This is a genomic window from Kangiella sediminilitoris, from assembly GCF_001708405.1.
In the GTDB taxonomy this organism is placed as follows: domain Bacteria; phylum Pseudomonadota; class Gammaproteobacteria; order Enterobacterales; family Kangiellaceae; genus Kangiella; species Kangiella sediminilitoris.
This window is the reverse complement of the sequence record NZ_CP012418.1, coordinates 1,706,932-1,721,898: the sequence shown is the minus strand read 5'-3', so window position 1 is coordinate 1,721,898 and position 14,967 is coordinate 1,706,932. Positions and strand designations below refer to the sequence as shown.

The following is a 14,967-nucleotide window of genomic DNA, read 5'->3' as shown; positions in this document are numbered from 1 at the left end:
ATGAACATCTTACGTTTTTATATTGGCAAAACTATCCTGGCAACGTCTCTGGTTACGCTGATTACGCTGGCCATTATTCGAGTACTGTTTGCATTAATCGATGAAAGTGGAGACTTTGATAAAGGATCCTATGCTTTCATGGATGGGCTTTCTTATACCTTACTCTTGGCCCCTCAGTATATTTATGAGTTCTTTCCCATGGCAATTCTGATTGGCAGTATTGCCGGACTGGGTATCTTAGCTTCCCACAGTGAACTGACCGTAATGCGTGCTGCCGGTAAAACTACCTGGCAAATTATCAGTGCTGCCCTAAGTTACGGATTACTGTTGATCGCCTTTTCTGTTTTTCTTGGCGAATTCGTCGCACCAAAGACGACCTTAATGGCGGAGAATTTACGCAACAGGGCGTTACATGGAGAACAGTTTGTCGACAGTAACCAAGGGATGTGGTTAAAAGATGGCTCACACATGGTGCATTTGGGCGAGGTTTTAAATGAGTCACAGTTAAGTGATGTGACTGTGTATGAATTTAACCTTGATAATGAGTTGACCCGTATTATTCATGGCCGGTCTGCACAGCTTAAAGGCGCTGACTGGACTTTGCTTAATGGTGACGTTATTCAGTTGGGTGCTGAGCAGGGGTTGAGTTCAGCCTTGAAAGGGCTCGATGCTTCTAATGTAGTGAGTAAAGAGCCTTTTGAAAGTCAGCCCTGGAAAACCACCATTAGTTTAGACAACCTCTCTGCATTGAGAGTTGAGCCTGAAAACATGAACATTGTGAACCTGTATCAATATCGACAATATTTAGAAGGAAATGGGCTGGAAACTAAAAACTACGATCTGGCTTTCTGGCAAAAGGTATTTCAGCCGGTTAGTACAGCAGTAATGATTATCTTGGCCGCGTCTTTCATTTTTGGGCCAATGCGCAGTGTTTCCATGGGGGCTCGAGTTTTAGTGGGTGTCTTGACCGGCATGGTGTATTTCTTTGCCGTTCGATCTTTTGGTCCAGTCAGTCTGGTGGCAGGTCTACCTGCATTTTTTGGAGCGCTCATGCCACCACTGATTTTTGCCGTAGCGGCATGGTATTTGCTAAAGAGAGCTGGTTAGCTTTTCTTCTTTTTCTCTTTATCAGGCAAAGCCACAACTCGGGTATGAGTCAGCATATCGTGCCAGCCCAGTCTCTTTTTGTTGAAGGGGCTAAACAGCATGCCTATGCCTAATAGGGACAAGACAGCTCTGGGCAGAGCCTGCTTAAAAGTTACCGGGCGACCATTATCCTGAACCAACATGATTTTCCAGGCACTCATACCTACTGTCTGACCAAAACGAACGTGAGTGCCGACGATATAAATAGCCACCAGTAGCAGTGGGGCATACTGATAGAAGATATTTCCCGCTAAAATATCAGGGTTGTCTTTAAAGCCTTGCTCGCCAATGATAATACCAGCTATGGATGAACTGAAAAGTATAAAAATAATCCAGATAGCGGCACAGATTAAACTATCGTAAAGCCATGCACCGAGCTTTTTTGTTAGCGGTGCCGGTGTGGTAATCAAAGTTTCTTGAGCTTGGGTAGCCATAGTTGTGTTTCTTTGTCTTTAATGGCCGCTAGTCTAGCAAAACCTTGCCTGCTCCACCACTTGAAACATTCCCTTACGATATTCGATAAGGACAGTTTACGGCACGAGCTTTTAACCAAGGCTAAATATTGCTATAAATGACGGACTGTGAGTTAAGGTAGGTTACCTATGAAATTAATAAAAGAAATAATCGTCTGTGGTGCACTATTAGCCGGTGGCTTTAATGCTGATGCAGGTGAAGATTATAGTCAGTGGTTAGGTGAGTTCTTTGAAGATGTTCAAGAGTATCAGCAATCACAAAACCCTGTGTGGGCTGCTCGTGAGGGAGATGACTCGGCCAAAGGCAAGCTTCGTGACGTCAGTCCAGAAGCATACCAAAAGAGAAAGAAGCAGTATCTTGCTTTCATCAAAGAACTAAAATCTATTCACCGTGATGAGTTGTCAGCTGACGAGCAGATCAGCTATGACATGATGATGGCGCAGCTAAAGCAGTCTGTGGCAGAAATTGATTTTAAGACTTATGAGATGCCTTTAACTTCAGAGTACGGCTTTCATGCACAAACCACTAATTTAGCTAATGCCTTCCGCTTTAGAACCGCTCAGGATTACAAGGACTACATTGCTCTTCTAGGAGCAATTCCAACTTTCTTTGAGCAAAATGTGTCGAATATGAGAGCAGGTATGGAGCGTAACTTTACTGTGCCACGAGCAGTTCTGGATGGGTATAGTGATGGCATAAAAGTCTACATTAAGGAGAATGCGGAAGATACCGTATGGTACCGTCCATTTACTTCCATGCCAGATACTATCAGTCAGGAAGACAGAGTAAACTTGCAAAATGAAGCTGAAACAGTCATTAACCAAAAGGTGGTGCCTCAGTATCAGGCTTATCTTGAGTTTTTTGAAAACGAATACCTACCGGCAGCAAAGAAAACCATCGCCGCAACTGATTACCCTGATGGAAAAGCTTTCTACCAGAATCAAATCAAGCTCTATACGACTTTAGACCTAACGCCTGATGAGATTCATGAGATTGGCTTAAAAGAAGTCGCTCGAATTCGTAGGGAAATGGAAGAGGTGATCGAAACCACTGGGTTTGAAGGGACTTTTGAAGAGTTTCTGCACTTCCTTCGGACCGATGAACAGTTTTATGCCCAAACGCCAGAAGAGCTGCTAAAAGAAGCATCCTATATGGCGAAGAAAATGGATCATCAATTGCCAAAGTTCTTTGGTAAGTTGCCTCGTCAGCCCTATGGCGTAGTACCTGTTCCTGAAGAAATCGCACCCAAATACACGACCGGGCGTTATTCAGGTGCTCCAATAGATAGTGCCAGAGCGGGTGAGTACTGGGTAAACACCTATGCTTTGGATAAGCGTCCTCTATATAACCTGGAAGCCTTAACGCTTCACGAGGCAGTGCCCGGCCATCATCTGCAAACTGCATTGGCGCAGGAATTAACCGATTTGCCCAAGTTCCGGCAGAACACTTATATCTCAGCTTTTGGTGAAGGGTGGGGGCTTTACAGTGAGAAGTTAGGTCTTGAAGCTGGCTTCTATAAAGACCCTTACAGTAATTTCGGTCGCCTTACTTATGAGATGTGGCGTGCGATGCGGCTGGTGGTTGATACTGGTATGCATGCAAAGGGCTGGAGCCGTGAAAAAGCTATTCAGATGATGGAGAATAATACTGCTTTATCGACCTTGAATGTACGTACTGAAATTGATCGTTACATCAGCTGGCCAGCACAGGCTCTTTCCTACAAACTCGGAGAGCTAAAGATTTTAGAGTTGCGGGCAAGAGCTGAGAAAGAGTTGGGCGAGGGTTTTGATATCCGCAAGTTTCATGATGCGGTATTAGCAAACGGCTCCATTCCATTGAGTGTACTGGAAGAGCAGATTAACGCTTTTATCAACGATCAGAAAATTGAGCAGAAAGACAATAGCTAACATTAAAGAATACATATGATAAAACAGCCTGGCGATTTAGCCGGGCTTTTTTGTGCTTATTATCTAAGAAATTGAAAGAACAAACTTCTTGACTTGGTGTAAAAGCTTACCATAATGATACCTAGAGGTTTCATATGGGGTTTTAAAGGTATCTTTGTGAGACTCTCAAGGACAATTTATCAACGTTAAATAAACGGAGTATGTTATGAATCAAAGAAATTGCGCAGAGACAGTAGATAGAATGCAGAAGGGAGTTGCATTAGGTATGTTAATTTGCGGCTTTACCTATTTAGCAATTATGGCTGAGGATTTAACACCTAAAGGTACATTTAATGATGTACTCGACTTAATTGTGATGGTTGGCGTGGTTCTCACTATGTCAGTTACCCTATTTGCGATCTGGCCTGCTTTAAAACAGAAGCTTTCAGGGAGGTTAGTTACAAACTCTGAGCCTGAGGGTTTTGTTTCAGGAGCGATGCTAAGCAGCTTTAAAAATGGATGGATAGCTACTACCTTCAGTATTACGATGCTTTTGAGTTTTTCCTCGCAGCTTGAGGACTTGGGTTTAGGCATTCGCTTTTATTTTACGACGTTGTTCGCTGTCGAGGTGCTGTCAGTTAGCATTAGCTTTTTCTGGATAACACGCGATGATAAGCAGGAAGCGCTTGAGGAGTAGCAATGCACCCTGAACTTGATAACAGAATACGAGTTTTTCGGGCCGAGCACCGTATGAGCCAGAGTGATTTAGCCGAGGCAATTGGTGTGTCGCGAAAGACCATTAGCACGATTGAGGTTGGCAAGTTTGTACCGTCGACGATCATTGCTCTAAAAATAGCAGAGTATTTTGATACCACAGTAGAGGAGGTCTTTAGCCTCATAAAAAATGAGGCGGAAACCGCCTAAAAAGCTCAGTAAGAGTATTGCAAAAAGAGCTTATTGGTTTATAATGCGTCGCACTTTGCAGGGGACTTCATCTCGTGCAAAGTCAGACGCCAGAACGGAGAATTCTGGTGGACGACCTACGATAAGTAGGGAGTGCTGCGGAGCGGTTCACGTCAGGTAACGCAAGCGTTACATTAGCTAACAGGATCAAAACTGCTAGCTGCAAACTTAAAATGCCAGAGTGGTGAAATTGGTAGACACGTCGGATTCAAAATCCGATTCCTTCACGGGAGTGGCGGTTCGAGTCCGCCCTCTGGTACCATCTCAAAGTCATGCCCTAATAGTTTTATTAGTTAACTACTTCACAAAAGCTCCTTAAAGTTTGATTTAAACAGAAGGCTAAACCCCTATAAACTGTTAGATTTGTATGGTTTTCTAGTCACATTTAACTTCGGAATTACCTTTATTGTTTAATTTTAAATTAAACTGATAAAAGTCTGTTTGAAATAAGTTTTAATATTCTGATTTTTAATGTTATTTCTTGTAATGCGAGTTTGATTTACTCCTTCCCTGCCTAATTTCTTGTTTAAAACTGATGTTTTTTACTCAAAAAAATATTGATGCTATAAGTTTCCTCGGGTTAGTTATTTTAATGAATAAAATAGATCACTAGCCAAAAACTCAACAATAATGATGGAACGCTACTAAGGGGGTAGTCTATGTTTCGAAAGTTATTGCTATTAATAGCAGGCGTCGTTATGGCAGGGGCCGTTAAAGCCAATACCGGGGTTGCATTTGTACACGGAACCGGCAGCCAGTCAGACGCATATAATGATTATTGGACTGGCGAGTTCGTGCAGTCAGTCATACAGGGGTTACCGAACTCCAGCAACTACACTGTCATAAACTGTGACTTTACGCAGTATATGTGGACTTCGGGAGCCGCAGGCTGCTTAGCTTCCCAATTAACAAATTTTATCAATAATAAGGGCATCACCAGTCTTACATTAATCACTCACTCTAATGGTGGAAATGTCGTGCGCTGGGTGATGTCAAATCCTACCTGGGATAGCCGCTATCCTAATATCATAAACCGAATTGATGAAGTTATCGCTTTGGCACCTTCAAGTGCAGGTACACCATTAGCCGATGCCGTTATCGATGGCAACGTATTCGAAGAAGCATTGGGATGGTTGCTAGGCTACCAAAATGATGCAGTAAGAATGCAGCAGGTGGCCTGGATGGAGTATTACAACAATGAGTGGCTGTATGGGACCAGTGGTCGTCCTGCTTTACCTAAACCATTTAGCTCTGTGGTCGGCACCGATGTCGAATCGGCAATTTGGGACGGAGACAGTTATTGTGGTGGATATTCTCAAAATGTAGGCCTGGAGTTTACTCAGAATTGGTTGAATAGCTGTTCAGATGGATTCCTGGATTGTAGCTCTCAGAGTGCAGCTGGCTCTGTCTGGTTTTACGATACCAGTAAAACTTATGGCGATGAGCCTTTAAGCCACGCCCAGAGCAGACGTAAATGCTTTGGCCTGGATTACTTTTTACGCACTCGAATTTAAGGAGGGATCATGAAATATTCATTAATTGCAACAGCTATTCTTTCTTTGACCACGGTCGCCGTATCAGCTAACGAAGTGCATAAGTCAGGTCAAACAGGTGCATATACCGCTAGTGGCGTATCAGAGGTGGAATCACCTTACAGTGAACGTCAAACCAAGGCCGTAAGCTACAGCTTTGCTGTGGATAGCAAGACTAACCTGGACTTCAGTACTAAACAGTCACACATACAGAGTCGACAATACTCACTTGATGTGACTGGTCAACAGTTAAAATCTGGGGTCTCCTTGAACACCTCGGCGAAAGGCGCGTTAGTTAGAATTGCTGCATTCGACGGGAAAAGCTCAATAGAGCCTGAGAGTCTGAGCTTAACTAATCAGAAAGGTGATGTTTTTAAGCAAAGTAAGGCCTTTGACACTGTGGTTGATAGCACAGCCATGAGCAAAAATGCGGCAGGCTTTCAACAGGGCACGACAGGCTTTAAGATTGCTGACAACTTAGGTGCAGGAAGTTTTGTTTTAAAAGCCAATAAATCAGTAAACCTAAATACTAACTATCGTATTAATGTGTTTGAGAAACAAAGCGATATGGAGCTGCATCTGACATCAGATAAAAACAGCTACCTGAAAAATGACACTTTGAAGGTTGATGCCAAGGTATTCAACCTAGGAAGGGTGCAAGATATATCAAGCATTAAGGGTAATCTGGTTTCTCCAACTGGAAGAACTTTTAAAGTTGATTTCCGGCAATCAAAAGATGGCTATGAACTAATCAAGCCAATGGATATGTCAGCTCACTCGGTACCGGGAGCATTGTGGGAATTGCACACTGAAGCGCAGATAAACCTAAAAGGAAAAACTGTTCAGCGTAACGGTCAGTTGCCTTTTGCTTTTGCCGAGAAAACAGCAAGCCTTGGAGCTGCTCCAATAATCACTGGTCAGAAACAGTCTCCAACAGCACAGGTTCCAGTATCAGCGTCTAAAGATGGACGCTATGAAGTCCGGGCCATGCTATACGGGACTGATAGTGTGGGTAACTTGCAGCCGATAATGGTCACCCATTCAGCTGCTAACCTTGCTGCTGGAGAAGGGATGATATCAATGAAGTTTGATAAGGATATCATTGCACAATCAGGCTTAAATGCTCCCTTTAAGTTAGAACAGCTTGAACTGAGGGACCAGGATCAAATGGTCTTAATTGATAACTAAGTTAACTGACGTGTCAGCAATAAAAAAGCCGCTAAACAGCGGCTTTTTTGATTTAATCTTGCTTCATTTTGAGGGGCTTAACCGTTATAAGCATCAATGGTAGCAACGTTAGGTTTAAGAATAGTGCTACCGCCATTGCTAATCCGGTGAGTAAACCGAAGTAAATGGATGGAATAAATTCAGATAATGCCAAGATTGCAAAGCCAACGATCACCGTGATACCAGTATAGTAGATAGCTTTACCGATACTTCCATGGCAGCGCTTCATGGTGGCTAAGTAATCATTGTCTTTAGCGAACTCAGACTTAAAACGGTGTACGTAGTGAATCGAGTTGTCCACGGCAATACCAATAACGATGGCTGCAATAGTGATTGTCATCATATCCATAGGGACGCCCATCCAACCCATAATTCCCAGCACTAAAGCTGCTGACAGGGCATTAGGGATAGTAGCCAAAATAGCAAGTATGAATGAACGGAATAGGATGATGAACATGAATAAAATCGCTATGTATACTGCGCCAATAGTCATGATTTGTGAATCAAACAAGCTTTCCAGCATGTTGTTATAAAGCACCAGCATTCCAGTGAAGTGCACTCTATCCTGATCTATTCCTGCTTCATTAACGATATAGTTATTAATATTATCAATGAGTTCGGCACGCTTTAAGTCCGGGTTAGTTTCTTCTACGCGTATATTGATTCTTATCTGATCACCATCTTCGGATAGATAAGGTGTCATCAGTGTACTTTTGACATCCTCAGGAGACTTCTGGTGAACCAGACTTAAAGTCACCTCATCAGGATAAGTGCCGCCTTCCATTTCTTTTAAAACTTTGGCGTAAGTTGCAATTGATTGAACCTTGCCTGTCACTTCCAAGCTATCAATGTAGTCGTGAATGTTTTCTACTTGCTTTAGCTTACTTGAAGTAAACCAGTACCCGGGGTCGTAGATGGAGCTATCAAACTCGTCGCCAAACTCATCAGCAAATTCATCATCATCTACCAGAGAGTCTTCTTCACCTTTATCAATGACAATATCCAAAGGAGTTGTTCCGCCAAGCTTTTGATCGATAACGGTCATTCCCTGATAAATTTCTGTTGAAGGCTTGAAGTAATCAATAAAGCGATTTTCAACTTTTAGCTGAGTAATACCGTAGGCGCTAAACACTATAATGGCTATGGTTGATAAAAAGATAACTGACTTAAAGTTAACGGTAAAACTATAGATCCAGTTGGTTACTTTATAGGTCATACTTTTACCACTGGAGTGAGCATCTTTCTTCAGTAGCTGTATAAAACTCGGGAAAATGATGAAAGTAACGACAAAGCCTAGGACGATACCAATTGTCATGATCCAGCCAAAGTCAATTACTGGTCGAATGCCACTAATTAACAGTGAAACGAAGGCAACAATGGTCGTTAGCGCAGTATAAAAACATGGCCAGAACATGGTTCTTACTGTGGTAGAGACCCTTGAGTTGAGGTCAGCATCTGGGTTAGCGGAAATATAATCTCTGTAATAAACCGCGAGGTGTACATTCAAAGCCAATATGACAATCAGCAGGATGGACGGGAAGTTCGATGATATTACGGTAATTCGCCAATCTAGAAAACTTAATAGTCCTGCTAACATCACGACAGAAACAATACAGGAGAACAATGGAAGCATGACCCATCTCAGTTTTCCAAAAAATAGGTATAAAGCCAGCATAATAAATAAAATGATGCCGATACCAAATACTGTGATGTCATGCTGAATGAACGTTAACATGTCATTGGTGATCATTGATATTCCACCAAGGTGCATATTGGCAATATCACGGTAGTCATCCATTATGGTACGAACTTCTTCTATGATATTGCTCGTTCTTTCCGAAACGACTTTACTGTAGTCATCGAATTCGTCTTCAAGTCTAGATAGCTTTTCCTGCTTTTCTTCGGTCAGGGAACCTGATTGCTTTCGCTCTTTTCTTAATGCGTCCCTTGCGTTTAATAATTCAAAGTACTTTTCATCTCGCTCAAAATTTATTTGGACTGCGCTTGTATTTCCATCTTCGCCGACTAATAGGTTTTTATAGATGGGGCTGGTAGTAAATTCCTGTAAGGCTTTTTCTCTTTTAACATCGCCACTCTGTAAGGTCGGGATTTCAGTATCTAATGCATCATCGAGTGACATCCCCTTGAGTAGAGGAACATTTAATATACTATTGATATTTGAAACGGTTTGGACACTTTTAAGCTCTTCAGTAAGGTTTTTTAATCCCTGAATGGACTCATCGCTCATCAAACCTTTGTTTGGCTGCCAGGTAATGATAAGAAAATCATCTGACCCATACTGTTCATTGACCTGTCGATAGTAGGTTAGTGATTTATCATTTTCTAATACCAGCGACTCTCCGGAGGCATCAAGCCTGAATTTTGGAAGTTGACTGGCGGCAAGCACAGTCAGCAAGATGACGACAATTAAACTGATAAGAGGGTGGTCTAATATTATCTTTTTATAAAGGTTATAGAAAAAATTCTCTTTCGGTTGTGTCATTGTTGTTCCCAGTGTTATTGAATATCGACCGGTGGCTTATAAAGCTCTGGCATTGCGCGTACGCTTTTAACGATATTGTCTTTAATTTGTAGGATTTCTATGGGGTAGCCATAGAGTCGCAAACAGGTACCTGATTGAGGAATAGCTTCTAAATATTCGGTAATCAGGCCATTTAAGGTTTTAGGGCCTTCAGTAGGCAAGTCCCAATGTAATGTTTTGTTTAAATCACGAATAGTGACGGTTGCATCTATCAGGTAAACATTATCACCGTCTTTTTGAATATCACGATTTACGCTGGACATCTCGGTCGTAAAGTCACCGACAATTTCTTCCAAAATATCATCTAAAGCTACTAAGCCTTCGATATCGCCATACTCATCAACTACAAGCCCTACCCGATCTCTTTTACGCTGAAACTTCATTAGCTGGGTATGAAGTGGTGTGCCCTCGGGAACGTAATAGATTGGATCCAGGTAAGACAATATATCTTCCGGGCTGTCAGATTCCATTTCAAGAACCCGACCAAAGTTCCTGGCATGAAGGAAACCTTCTACTTCATCTATCTCGTTCCTGAAAACGAGCAAACGTGTGTGAATACTATTACGGATTTGTTCGCGGATATAACCAATGTCATCGGTTAAATCAATACCAATAATTTCATTCCGAGGAACCATGATGTCATCGACGGTGACAGTCTCCAGATCAAGGATACTCAGCAGCATTTTTTGGTGACGACGGGGAATCATTGCTCCAGCTTCATTTACAACTGTCCTCAGTTCCTCTTGACTGAGATGATCTTCATGATCTGAGTCAGCATTGATACCAAATAATCTCAACAAGCCGTTTGCTAAAAAACCAATGAGCTTTACAGCTGGATGAAAAATACTGGATAGAAATTTTAGAATAGGAGCAGCGAAGAATGATATCTTTTCAGGATATAGCGCTGCCAAAGTTTTCGGGGTGACTTCAGCAAAAATCAAAATAACAACGGTCAACATCAGCGTCGCGGCGAAAATACCACCTTCACCCCAAAAGCGGATCGCAATAACGGTAGCTATCGCTGAGGCCAGAATGTTTACGATGTTGTTACCGAGTAAAATCAGTCCCAGCAGTTTGTCTGGACGTTTTAACATGCCATAGACTCTTTTTGCACTTTTGTCTCCACTACGAGCTCGATGCTTTAAGCGGTATCGGTTGAGAGACATCATGCCTGTCTCTGAGCTTGAGAAAAAACTCGATAACAGAATGAGTAATGCCAATATTAAGAACAGGACTCCCGTCGACAGTGTTTCCAAAATTAACTCCGTGTCTTATTTAGAGTATGAACTGAGTAACCAGTTTGGTGCCGATGAATCCAAGACTTAAAACGACAAACGCAATGATGCACAGTCTTGCAAACCGAATTCCACTAAGTTTTGAAGTCTTATAACCGATGTAAAATGTACAGAAGCTGAACCAGGCTAAAACTGAAAGAATGATTTTATGAAGTGGCTGGCTCTCTATGACGGTTTCAGGGATACCAAAGACTAGAGCAAAAGCTATACCAAGACTTATGATGCCCGATAGTACCAGGGCGGAAAGAAAATGTTCCATTTCAAGTAATGGCGGTAGAAGGGGATGAATTGAGCCAGGTTTATGACGCAACTTATCGTGTAATATCAAGACCAGAATACTTTGTAATGTTGCCGCTAGAAATAAGCTAAAACCAATAACCGCAAGCCATACATGAATGATGCTCAGTACATTATCATCAAAATTAATGATATTCGGCTCTTCAGGTATCAGGGTCAGGAGGTTGGCAATACCAGCTATTATCGCTGTGTAAAGCATTAAGTGTGGGGTTTGTCTATTAAAGCGGTACACAGCAACGAGTAACACCAGGATCAATGTGACCAGCGAGACCAGATTAAGAAGTGACAGATTCTGACCGTCAGGAGTACTTCTTTCAATAAGTAAGTAAACCACGAATAGGTGGCTCGCAGCAGGTATAAAAGGAAGCCACTTTCCCCATTCAGGAACCTGTTTCTCCGGATGCTTAAGTCGGCCAACAAGAAATGTTGCGAGGCCGAGGTAGGTCAGTCCGGTTAAAACTTGAAAATAAAGTGTCACTGTTTGTTATTGATATGAGTTGATTCTAGAGCTTATTTTAGAGGAAAAGAACTCATTAACAAGCGATTATGTTGACAATTTAGTGGTGCCGAACACTTGTTTATCAGCCCACACCCCCAATTAAAGGATATATAAAAGGTATTAAGACCTCAGGTATTATATTTGGTGGGGCTGGCGGTGCGAAGGTGATTCTGTTGAAGTAAGATTGGAATCAGTGTGCAAACCTCGCAGTAGAGCCTTGGAAATCGTGCAATTAGATATTGTTCGGGTATAATTGCTCTACAAAATTCAGATTTTAAATTTCGAGTTAGTTTTCAAACCTTGCTACAGGTCTATAATCATAAATACAGCTATCTTGAACTTAATGAGTGAGATAAAAGACAGATGTTTGATAGTTTAAGTGATCGTCTTTCAGGTGCGCTAAAGAACCTGACAGGTAAAGGAAAAATAAGTGAAGACAATATCAAGGAAACACTCCGTGAAGTCCGTATGGCACTTTTGGAGGCTGATGTTGCACTGCCTGTGGTTAAGGAATTCATTGGCGCAGTAAAAGAGCGCGCAGTTGGTACCGAAGTAGGTAAAGCTTTAGATCCTGGCCAGGCTTTCATTAAAATCGTTAATGATGAAATGGTCAAAGCTATGGGCGCAGAAAATGACGCGCTTGAGCTTAACGCCAAGCCACCTGTTGTTATCTTGCTGGCGGGCTTACAGGGCGCGGGTAAAACGACCAGTGCCGGTAAACTGTCATACCTATTGAAAAACCGTGAGAAAAAATCTGTCATGGTTACCAGTGCTGATGTTTATCGCCCAGCAGCGATTAAACAGCTGGAGACGGTTGCGGGCGAAGTTGGTGCGACTTTCTTTCCAAGCACGACAGAGCAAAAGCCAGTTGATATTGCAAAGGATGCGATAGAAGAAGCTCGTAAACAGTTTATGGACGTAATCATCATTGATACTGCGGGTCGTCTTGCAGTTGATGAAGCTATGATGAGTGAAATCAGTGAGTTACAACAAGCTGTTAATCCAACCGAAACGCTTTTTGTCGTTGACTCCATGACTGGTCAGGATGCTGCCAATACAGCAAAAGCTTTTAATGATGCTTTAGATCTGACCGGTGTCATTTTAACAAAGGCTGATGGTGATGCACGCGGTGGTGCGGCTTTATCCATCCGCCAGATAACAGGCAAACCGATCAAATTCATTGGTATGGGTGAGAAGCTTGATCAGTTGGAGCCATTCCACCCAGATCGCGTCGCCTCCCGCATCCTCGGTATGGGGGATGTTCTGAGCTTGATTGAAGAGGTTGAGCGTAAGGTCGATAAGAAGAAAGCTGAAAAAGTTGCCAAGAAGATCATGAAGGGTAAGGGCTTTGACCTACATGACTTCCGCGAACAACTTCTTCAAATGAGTAATATGGGCGGTATGGCTGGCCTTATGGATAAGCTGCCCGGCATGGGGCAGATCCCAGAAGCGGCCAAGCAAAAAGTCATGAATGATAAATCTACCGGCCGCATGATTGCCATGATCAACTCCATGACGCCAAAAGAAAGAGCGCGCCCTGAGTTAATCAAGGGCTCTCGAAAAAAGCGTATCGCCAATGGCTCCGGCACACAGATTCAAGATGTCAATCGTCTGTTAAAGCAGTTTAATCAGATGCAGAAGATGATGAAAAAGATGAAGGGCAAAGGCGGCATGATGAAAATGATGCGCGGTATGCAGGGTATGACACCTCCTGGTGGTGGAATGGGAGGTATGCCTCCATTTGGCAGGAAATAAGTTGTACTCAGATTTTGCTTTGTTAGAATCGGCCGGACTTGTAATCTAATTATTTGGAGTATTTTATGAAGTTAACTGGATTGTTCGCGGCCGGCGCGTTGTTTCTTGCATCCATGGCGACAACCGCAGCTGAGAGTGATGCGGCTAAGAAACCTTCGCAGCAAGATATGCAGGCGATGATGACTCAAATGATGAAACAGCAGGCTAAACAACAAGTTAAACAAACCTGTTCGAACGAAGCGCTGTTGTCTTGTATGGAATTGAGTGCATCAAGCTGTGAAGAAACCATGACGAATATGATGGATGATGTGCTAGAAAAGTGCATTACCCCTAACATGCAAAAGTTAATGGCTGCAAAAGGCATGAGCAAAGAAGAGCGTGATGCCCTGAATAAAGCGGTTGAAGACTGTGCTAATAAAGCGTCAGTTGAGCATGGAATTGATCCTGAACAGGCGAAACAGTGTTCTAAAAAGGCGCAAACAGCAAAATAAGCGCTAGACTTGTCAGTATCTAAAGCGGTTAAGGAGACTTAACCGCTTTTTTTGTAACTGTACATTTTCAATTGTGAATTATTGGATAAATAGTAATCACAACAAGGATTAAGGCTGTATATTTATTTGTTTTCTTCCTTAATGATAACGCTCGTCTTTTTTTGCTCCTGTTTTTCTACATAGTCCTGAAGTTGATTGATATCTTTTTTCATCCTTTTGAGGTTTTCCGGCCGAATTTTTGCAACAAATTCCAAGCACCTATCGTTACCTGCATAGTCAGGAATCATTGAGGGGCGAATAGCACTTGCGTTGCAAACGACCCTAATACGCTCACAGGCTGATACGCTCACTCTGGAAAGAGAACCTGTACACTTTGGGAAATCATCCCTTAAGTATCTTAAGTACTTTTTTGCAACGCCAAGGTTGCTGTATTTTTCGTATATCTCAGAGGAAGCCTCAATAAACTCATCTTCACGATTAGAAGGGACAAGTGCTGCTAGCTTTTTGTAATGTGCGACCAGCTGGGGCGAGTTATTTTCTTTGGCCACCTTTGCCCATGAGTAGGCTTTAATTAAACTGGGCTTACCATTTAGTCCCTGTAATTCCATAATAGAAAGGATGTATTGGGCATATTTGTCACCCGCACCTGCTAATTGAAAATATAAGGACCTGGCCTCTTCATAGTTCCCTTTTTTGAAATACTCATCAGCTAGTTCCTGGTCTTTTTTTTGAATTATATAGATAGACTTGCTTTGAGCTAGTGTCGATGCTGATAACGTAATGATAAAAATAGATAATATTAGTTTGAGCATATTATTTCCTTATTCTTTAAAGTACATCCATTACATTAGACGCTCTAG

General features: G+C 42.3%; 13 protein-coding genes and 1 tRNA gene. 9 read left to right on the top strand and 5 right to left on the bottom strand.

What is annotated here, in order from left to right; genetic code table 11:
• Nucleotides 1–1,107 carry an LPS export ABC transporter permease LptG gene (gene lptG, locus KS2013_RS07925; protein WP_068992194.1) on the top strand — a complete coding sequence of 369 codons (1,107 nt, stop codon included), beginning with the start codon at nt 1–3 and terminating at the stop codon, nt 1,105–1,107.
• Here the strand turns inward: lptG and KS2013_RS07920 are convergent.
• Nucleotides 1,104–1,580, bottom strand: a complete 477-nt coding sequence (locus KS2013_RS07920; protein WP_068992192.1) for an RDD family protein — start codon at nt 1,578–1,580, stop codon at nt 1,104–1,106. The two genes, lptG and KS2013_RS07920, sit on opposite strands and share 4 nt — an antisense overlap.
• A 168-nt stretch (nt 1,581–1,748) precedes the next feature.
• Between KS2013_RS07920 and KS2013_RS07915 the strand changes: the two genes are divergently transcribed.
• From KS2013_RS07915 to KS2013_RS07890, 6 genes are all read left to right on the top strand, one after another.
• Complete coding sequence (locus KS2013_RS07915) at nt 1,749–3,527, top strand: DUF885 domain-containing protein (protein ID WP_068992190.1); 1,779 nt, start codon at nt 1,749–1,751, stop codon at nt 3,525–3,527.
• Between the two features lie 205 nt (nt 3,528–3,732).
• The gene (locus KS2013_RS07910; protein WP_068992188.1) at nt 3,733–4,203 is read left to right on the top strand and encodes a hypothetical protein; all 471 of its coding nucleotides are present in this window, start codon (nt 3,733–3,735) and stop codon (nt 4,201–4,203) included.
• Nucleotides 4,204–4,205: 2 nt separating this feature from the next.
• Nucleotides 4,206–4,430: a helix-turn-helix transcriptional regulator gene (locus KS2013_RS07905; protein WP_068992187.1), complete on the top strand. Its 225-nt coding sequence runs from the start codon at nt 4,206–4,208 to the stop codon at nt 4,428–4,430.
• Nucleotides 4,431–4,644: 214 nt separating this feature from the next.
• A tRNA-Leu gene (locus KS2013_RS07900) sits at nt 4,645–4,731 on the top strand.
• Nucleotides 4,732–5,128: 397 nt separating this feature from the next.
• A complete protein-coding gene (locus KS2013_RS07895; RefSeq protein ID WP_068992185.1) occupies nt 5,129–5,983 on the top strand; it encodes a lipase family protein in 855 nt (284 codons plus the stop codon).
• A gap of 9 nt (nt 5,984–5,992) precedes the next feature.
• Nucleotides 5,993–7,189, top strand: coding sequence for a DUF4785 domain-containing protein (locus KS2013_RS07890; RefSeq protein WP_083217819.1), 1,197 nt, complete (start codon nt 5,993–5,995; stop codon nt 7,187–7,189).
• A 52-nt stretch (nt 7,190–7,241) separates the two neighbouring features.
• On the opposite strand, the gene KS2013_RS07885 is transcribed toward KS2013_RS07890, so the two are convergent.
• The 3 genes from KS2013_RS07885 to ccsA are packed head-to-tail and all read right to left on the bottom strand — an operon-like array spanning nt 7,242 to nt 11,840.
• On the bottom strand, nt 7,242–9,731 hold the full coding sequence (locus KS2013_RS07885) for an efflux RND transporter permease subunit (protein WP_068992184.1): 2,490 nt from the start codon (nt 9,729–9,731) through the stop codon (nt 7,242–7,244).
• 14 nt (nt 9,732–9,745) lie between these two features.
• Nucleotides 9,746–11,026, bottom strand: a complete 1,281-nt coding sequence (locus KS2013_RS07880) for an HlyC/CorC family transporter (RefSeq protein ID WP_068992182.1) — start codon at nt 11,024–11,026, stop codon at nt 9,746–9,748.
• A gap of 19 nt (nt 11,027–11,045) precedes the next feature.
• Complete coding sequence (gene ccsA, locus KS2013_RS07875; protein WP_068992180.1) at nt 11,046–11,840, bottom strand: cytochrome c biogenesis protein CcsA; 795 nt, start codon at nt 11,838–11,840, stop codon at nt 11,046–11,048.
• A gap of 384 nt (nt 11,841–12,224) precedes the next feature.
• Here ccsA and ffh point away from each other — a divergent pair, with 384 nt between their 5' ends.
• On the top strand, nt 12,225–13,616 hold the full coding sequence (ffh, locus tag KS2013_RS07870) for a signal recognition particle protein (protein WP_068992178.1): 1,392 nt from the start codon (nt 12,225–12,227) through the stop codon (nt 13,614–13,616).
• A 65-nt stretch (nt 13,617–13,681) separates the two neighbouring features.
• A complete protein-coding gene (locus KS2013_RS07865; RefSeq protein ID WP_068992176.1) occupies nt 13,682–14,107 on the top strand; it encodes a hypothetical protein in 426 nt (141 codons plus the stop codon).
• 122 nt (nt 14,108–14,229) lie between these two features.
• On the opposite strand, the gene KS2013_RS07860 is transcribed toward KS2013_RS07865, so the two are convergent.
• Nucleotides 14,230–14,919 (bottom strand): SEL1-like repeat protein, encoded by a 690-nt coding sequence (locus KS2013_RS07860; RefSeq protein ID WP_068992174.1) that lies wholly within the window; start codon nt 14,917–14,919, stop codon nt 14,230–14,232.
• Nucleotides 14,920–14,967 lie beyond the last annotated feature (48 nt).

What these genes read in the sequence shown, in the direction of transcription:
- KS2013_RS07860 (WP_068992174.1), bottom strand. Translation starts at nt 14,919, where the DNA reads ATGCTCAAACTAATATTATCTATTTTTATCATTACGTTATCAGCATCG.
- KS2013_RS07905 (WP_068992187.1), top strand. Translation starts at nt 4,206, where the DNA reads ATGCACCCTGAACTTGATAACAGAATACGAGTTTTTCGGGCCGAGCAC.
- KS2013_RS07890 (WP_083217819.1), top strand. Translation starts at nt 5,993, where the DNA reads ATGAAATATTCATTAATTGCAACAGCTATTCTTTCTTTGACCACGGTC.
- KS2013_RS07885 (WP_068992184.1), bottom strand. Translation starts at nt 9,731, where the DNA reads ATGACACAACCGAAAGAGAATTTTTTCTATAACCTTTATAAAAAGATA.
- KS2013_RS07920 (WP_068992192.1), bottom strand. Translation starts at nt 1,580, where the DNA reads ATGGCTACCCAAGCTCAAGAAACTTTGATTACCACACCGGCACCGCTA.
- KS2013_RS07865 (WP_068992176.1), top strand. Translation starts at nt 13,682, where the DNA reads ATGAAGTTAACTGGATTGTTCGCGGCCGGCGCGTTGTTTCTTGCATCC.
- KS2013_RS07895 (WP_068992185.1), top strand. Translation starts at nt 5,129, where the DNA reads ATGTTTCGAAAGTTATTGCTATTAATAGCAGGCGTCGTTATGGCAGGG.
- KS2013_RS07915 (WP_068992190.1), top strand. Translation starts at nt 1,749, where the DNA reads ATGAAATTAATAAAAGAAATAATCGTCTGTGGTGCACTATTAGCCGGT.
- KS2013_RS07910 (WP_068992188.1), top strand. Translation starts at nt 3,733, where the DNA reads ATGAATCAAAGAAATTGCGCAGAGACAGTAGATAGAATGCAGAAGGGA.
- ffh (WP_068992178.1), top strand. Translation starts at nt 12,225, where the DNA reads ATGTTTGATAGTTTAAGTGATCGTCTTTCAGGTGCGCTAAAGAACCTG.
- lptG (WP_068992194.1), top strand. Translation starts at nt 1, where the DNA reads ATGAACATCTTACGTTTTTATATTGGCAAAACTATCCTGGCAACGTCT.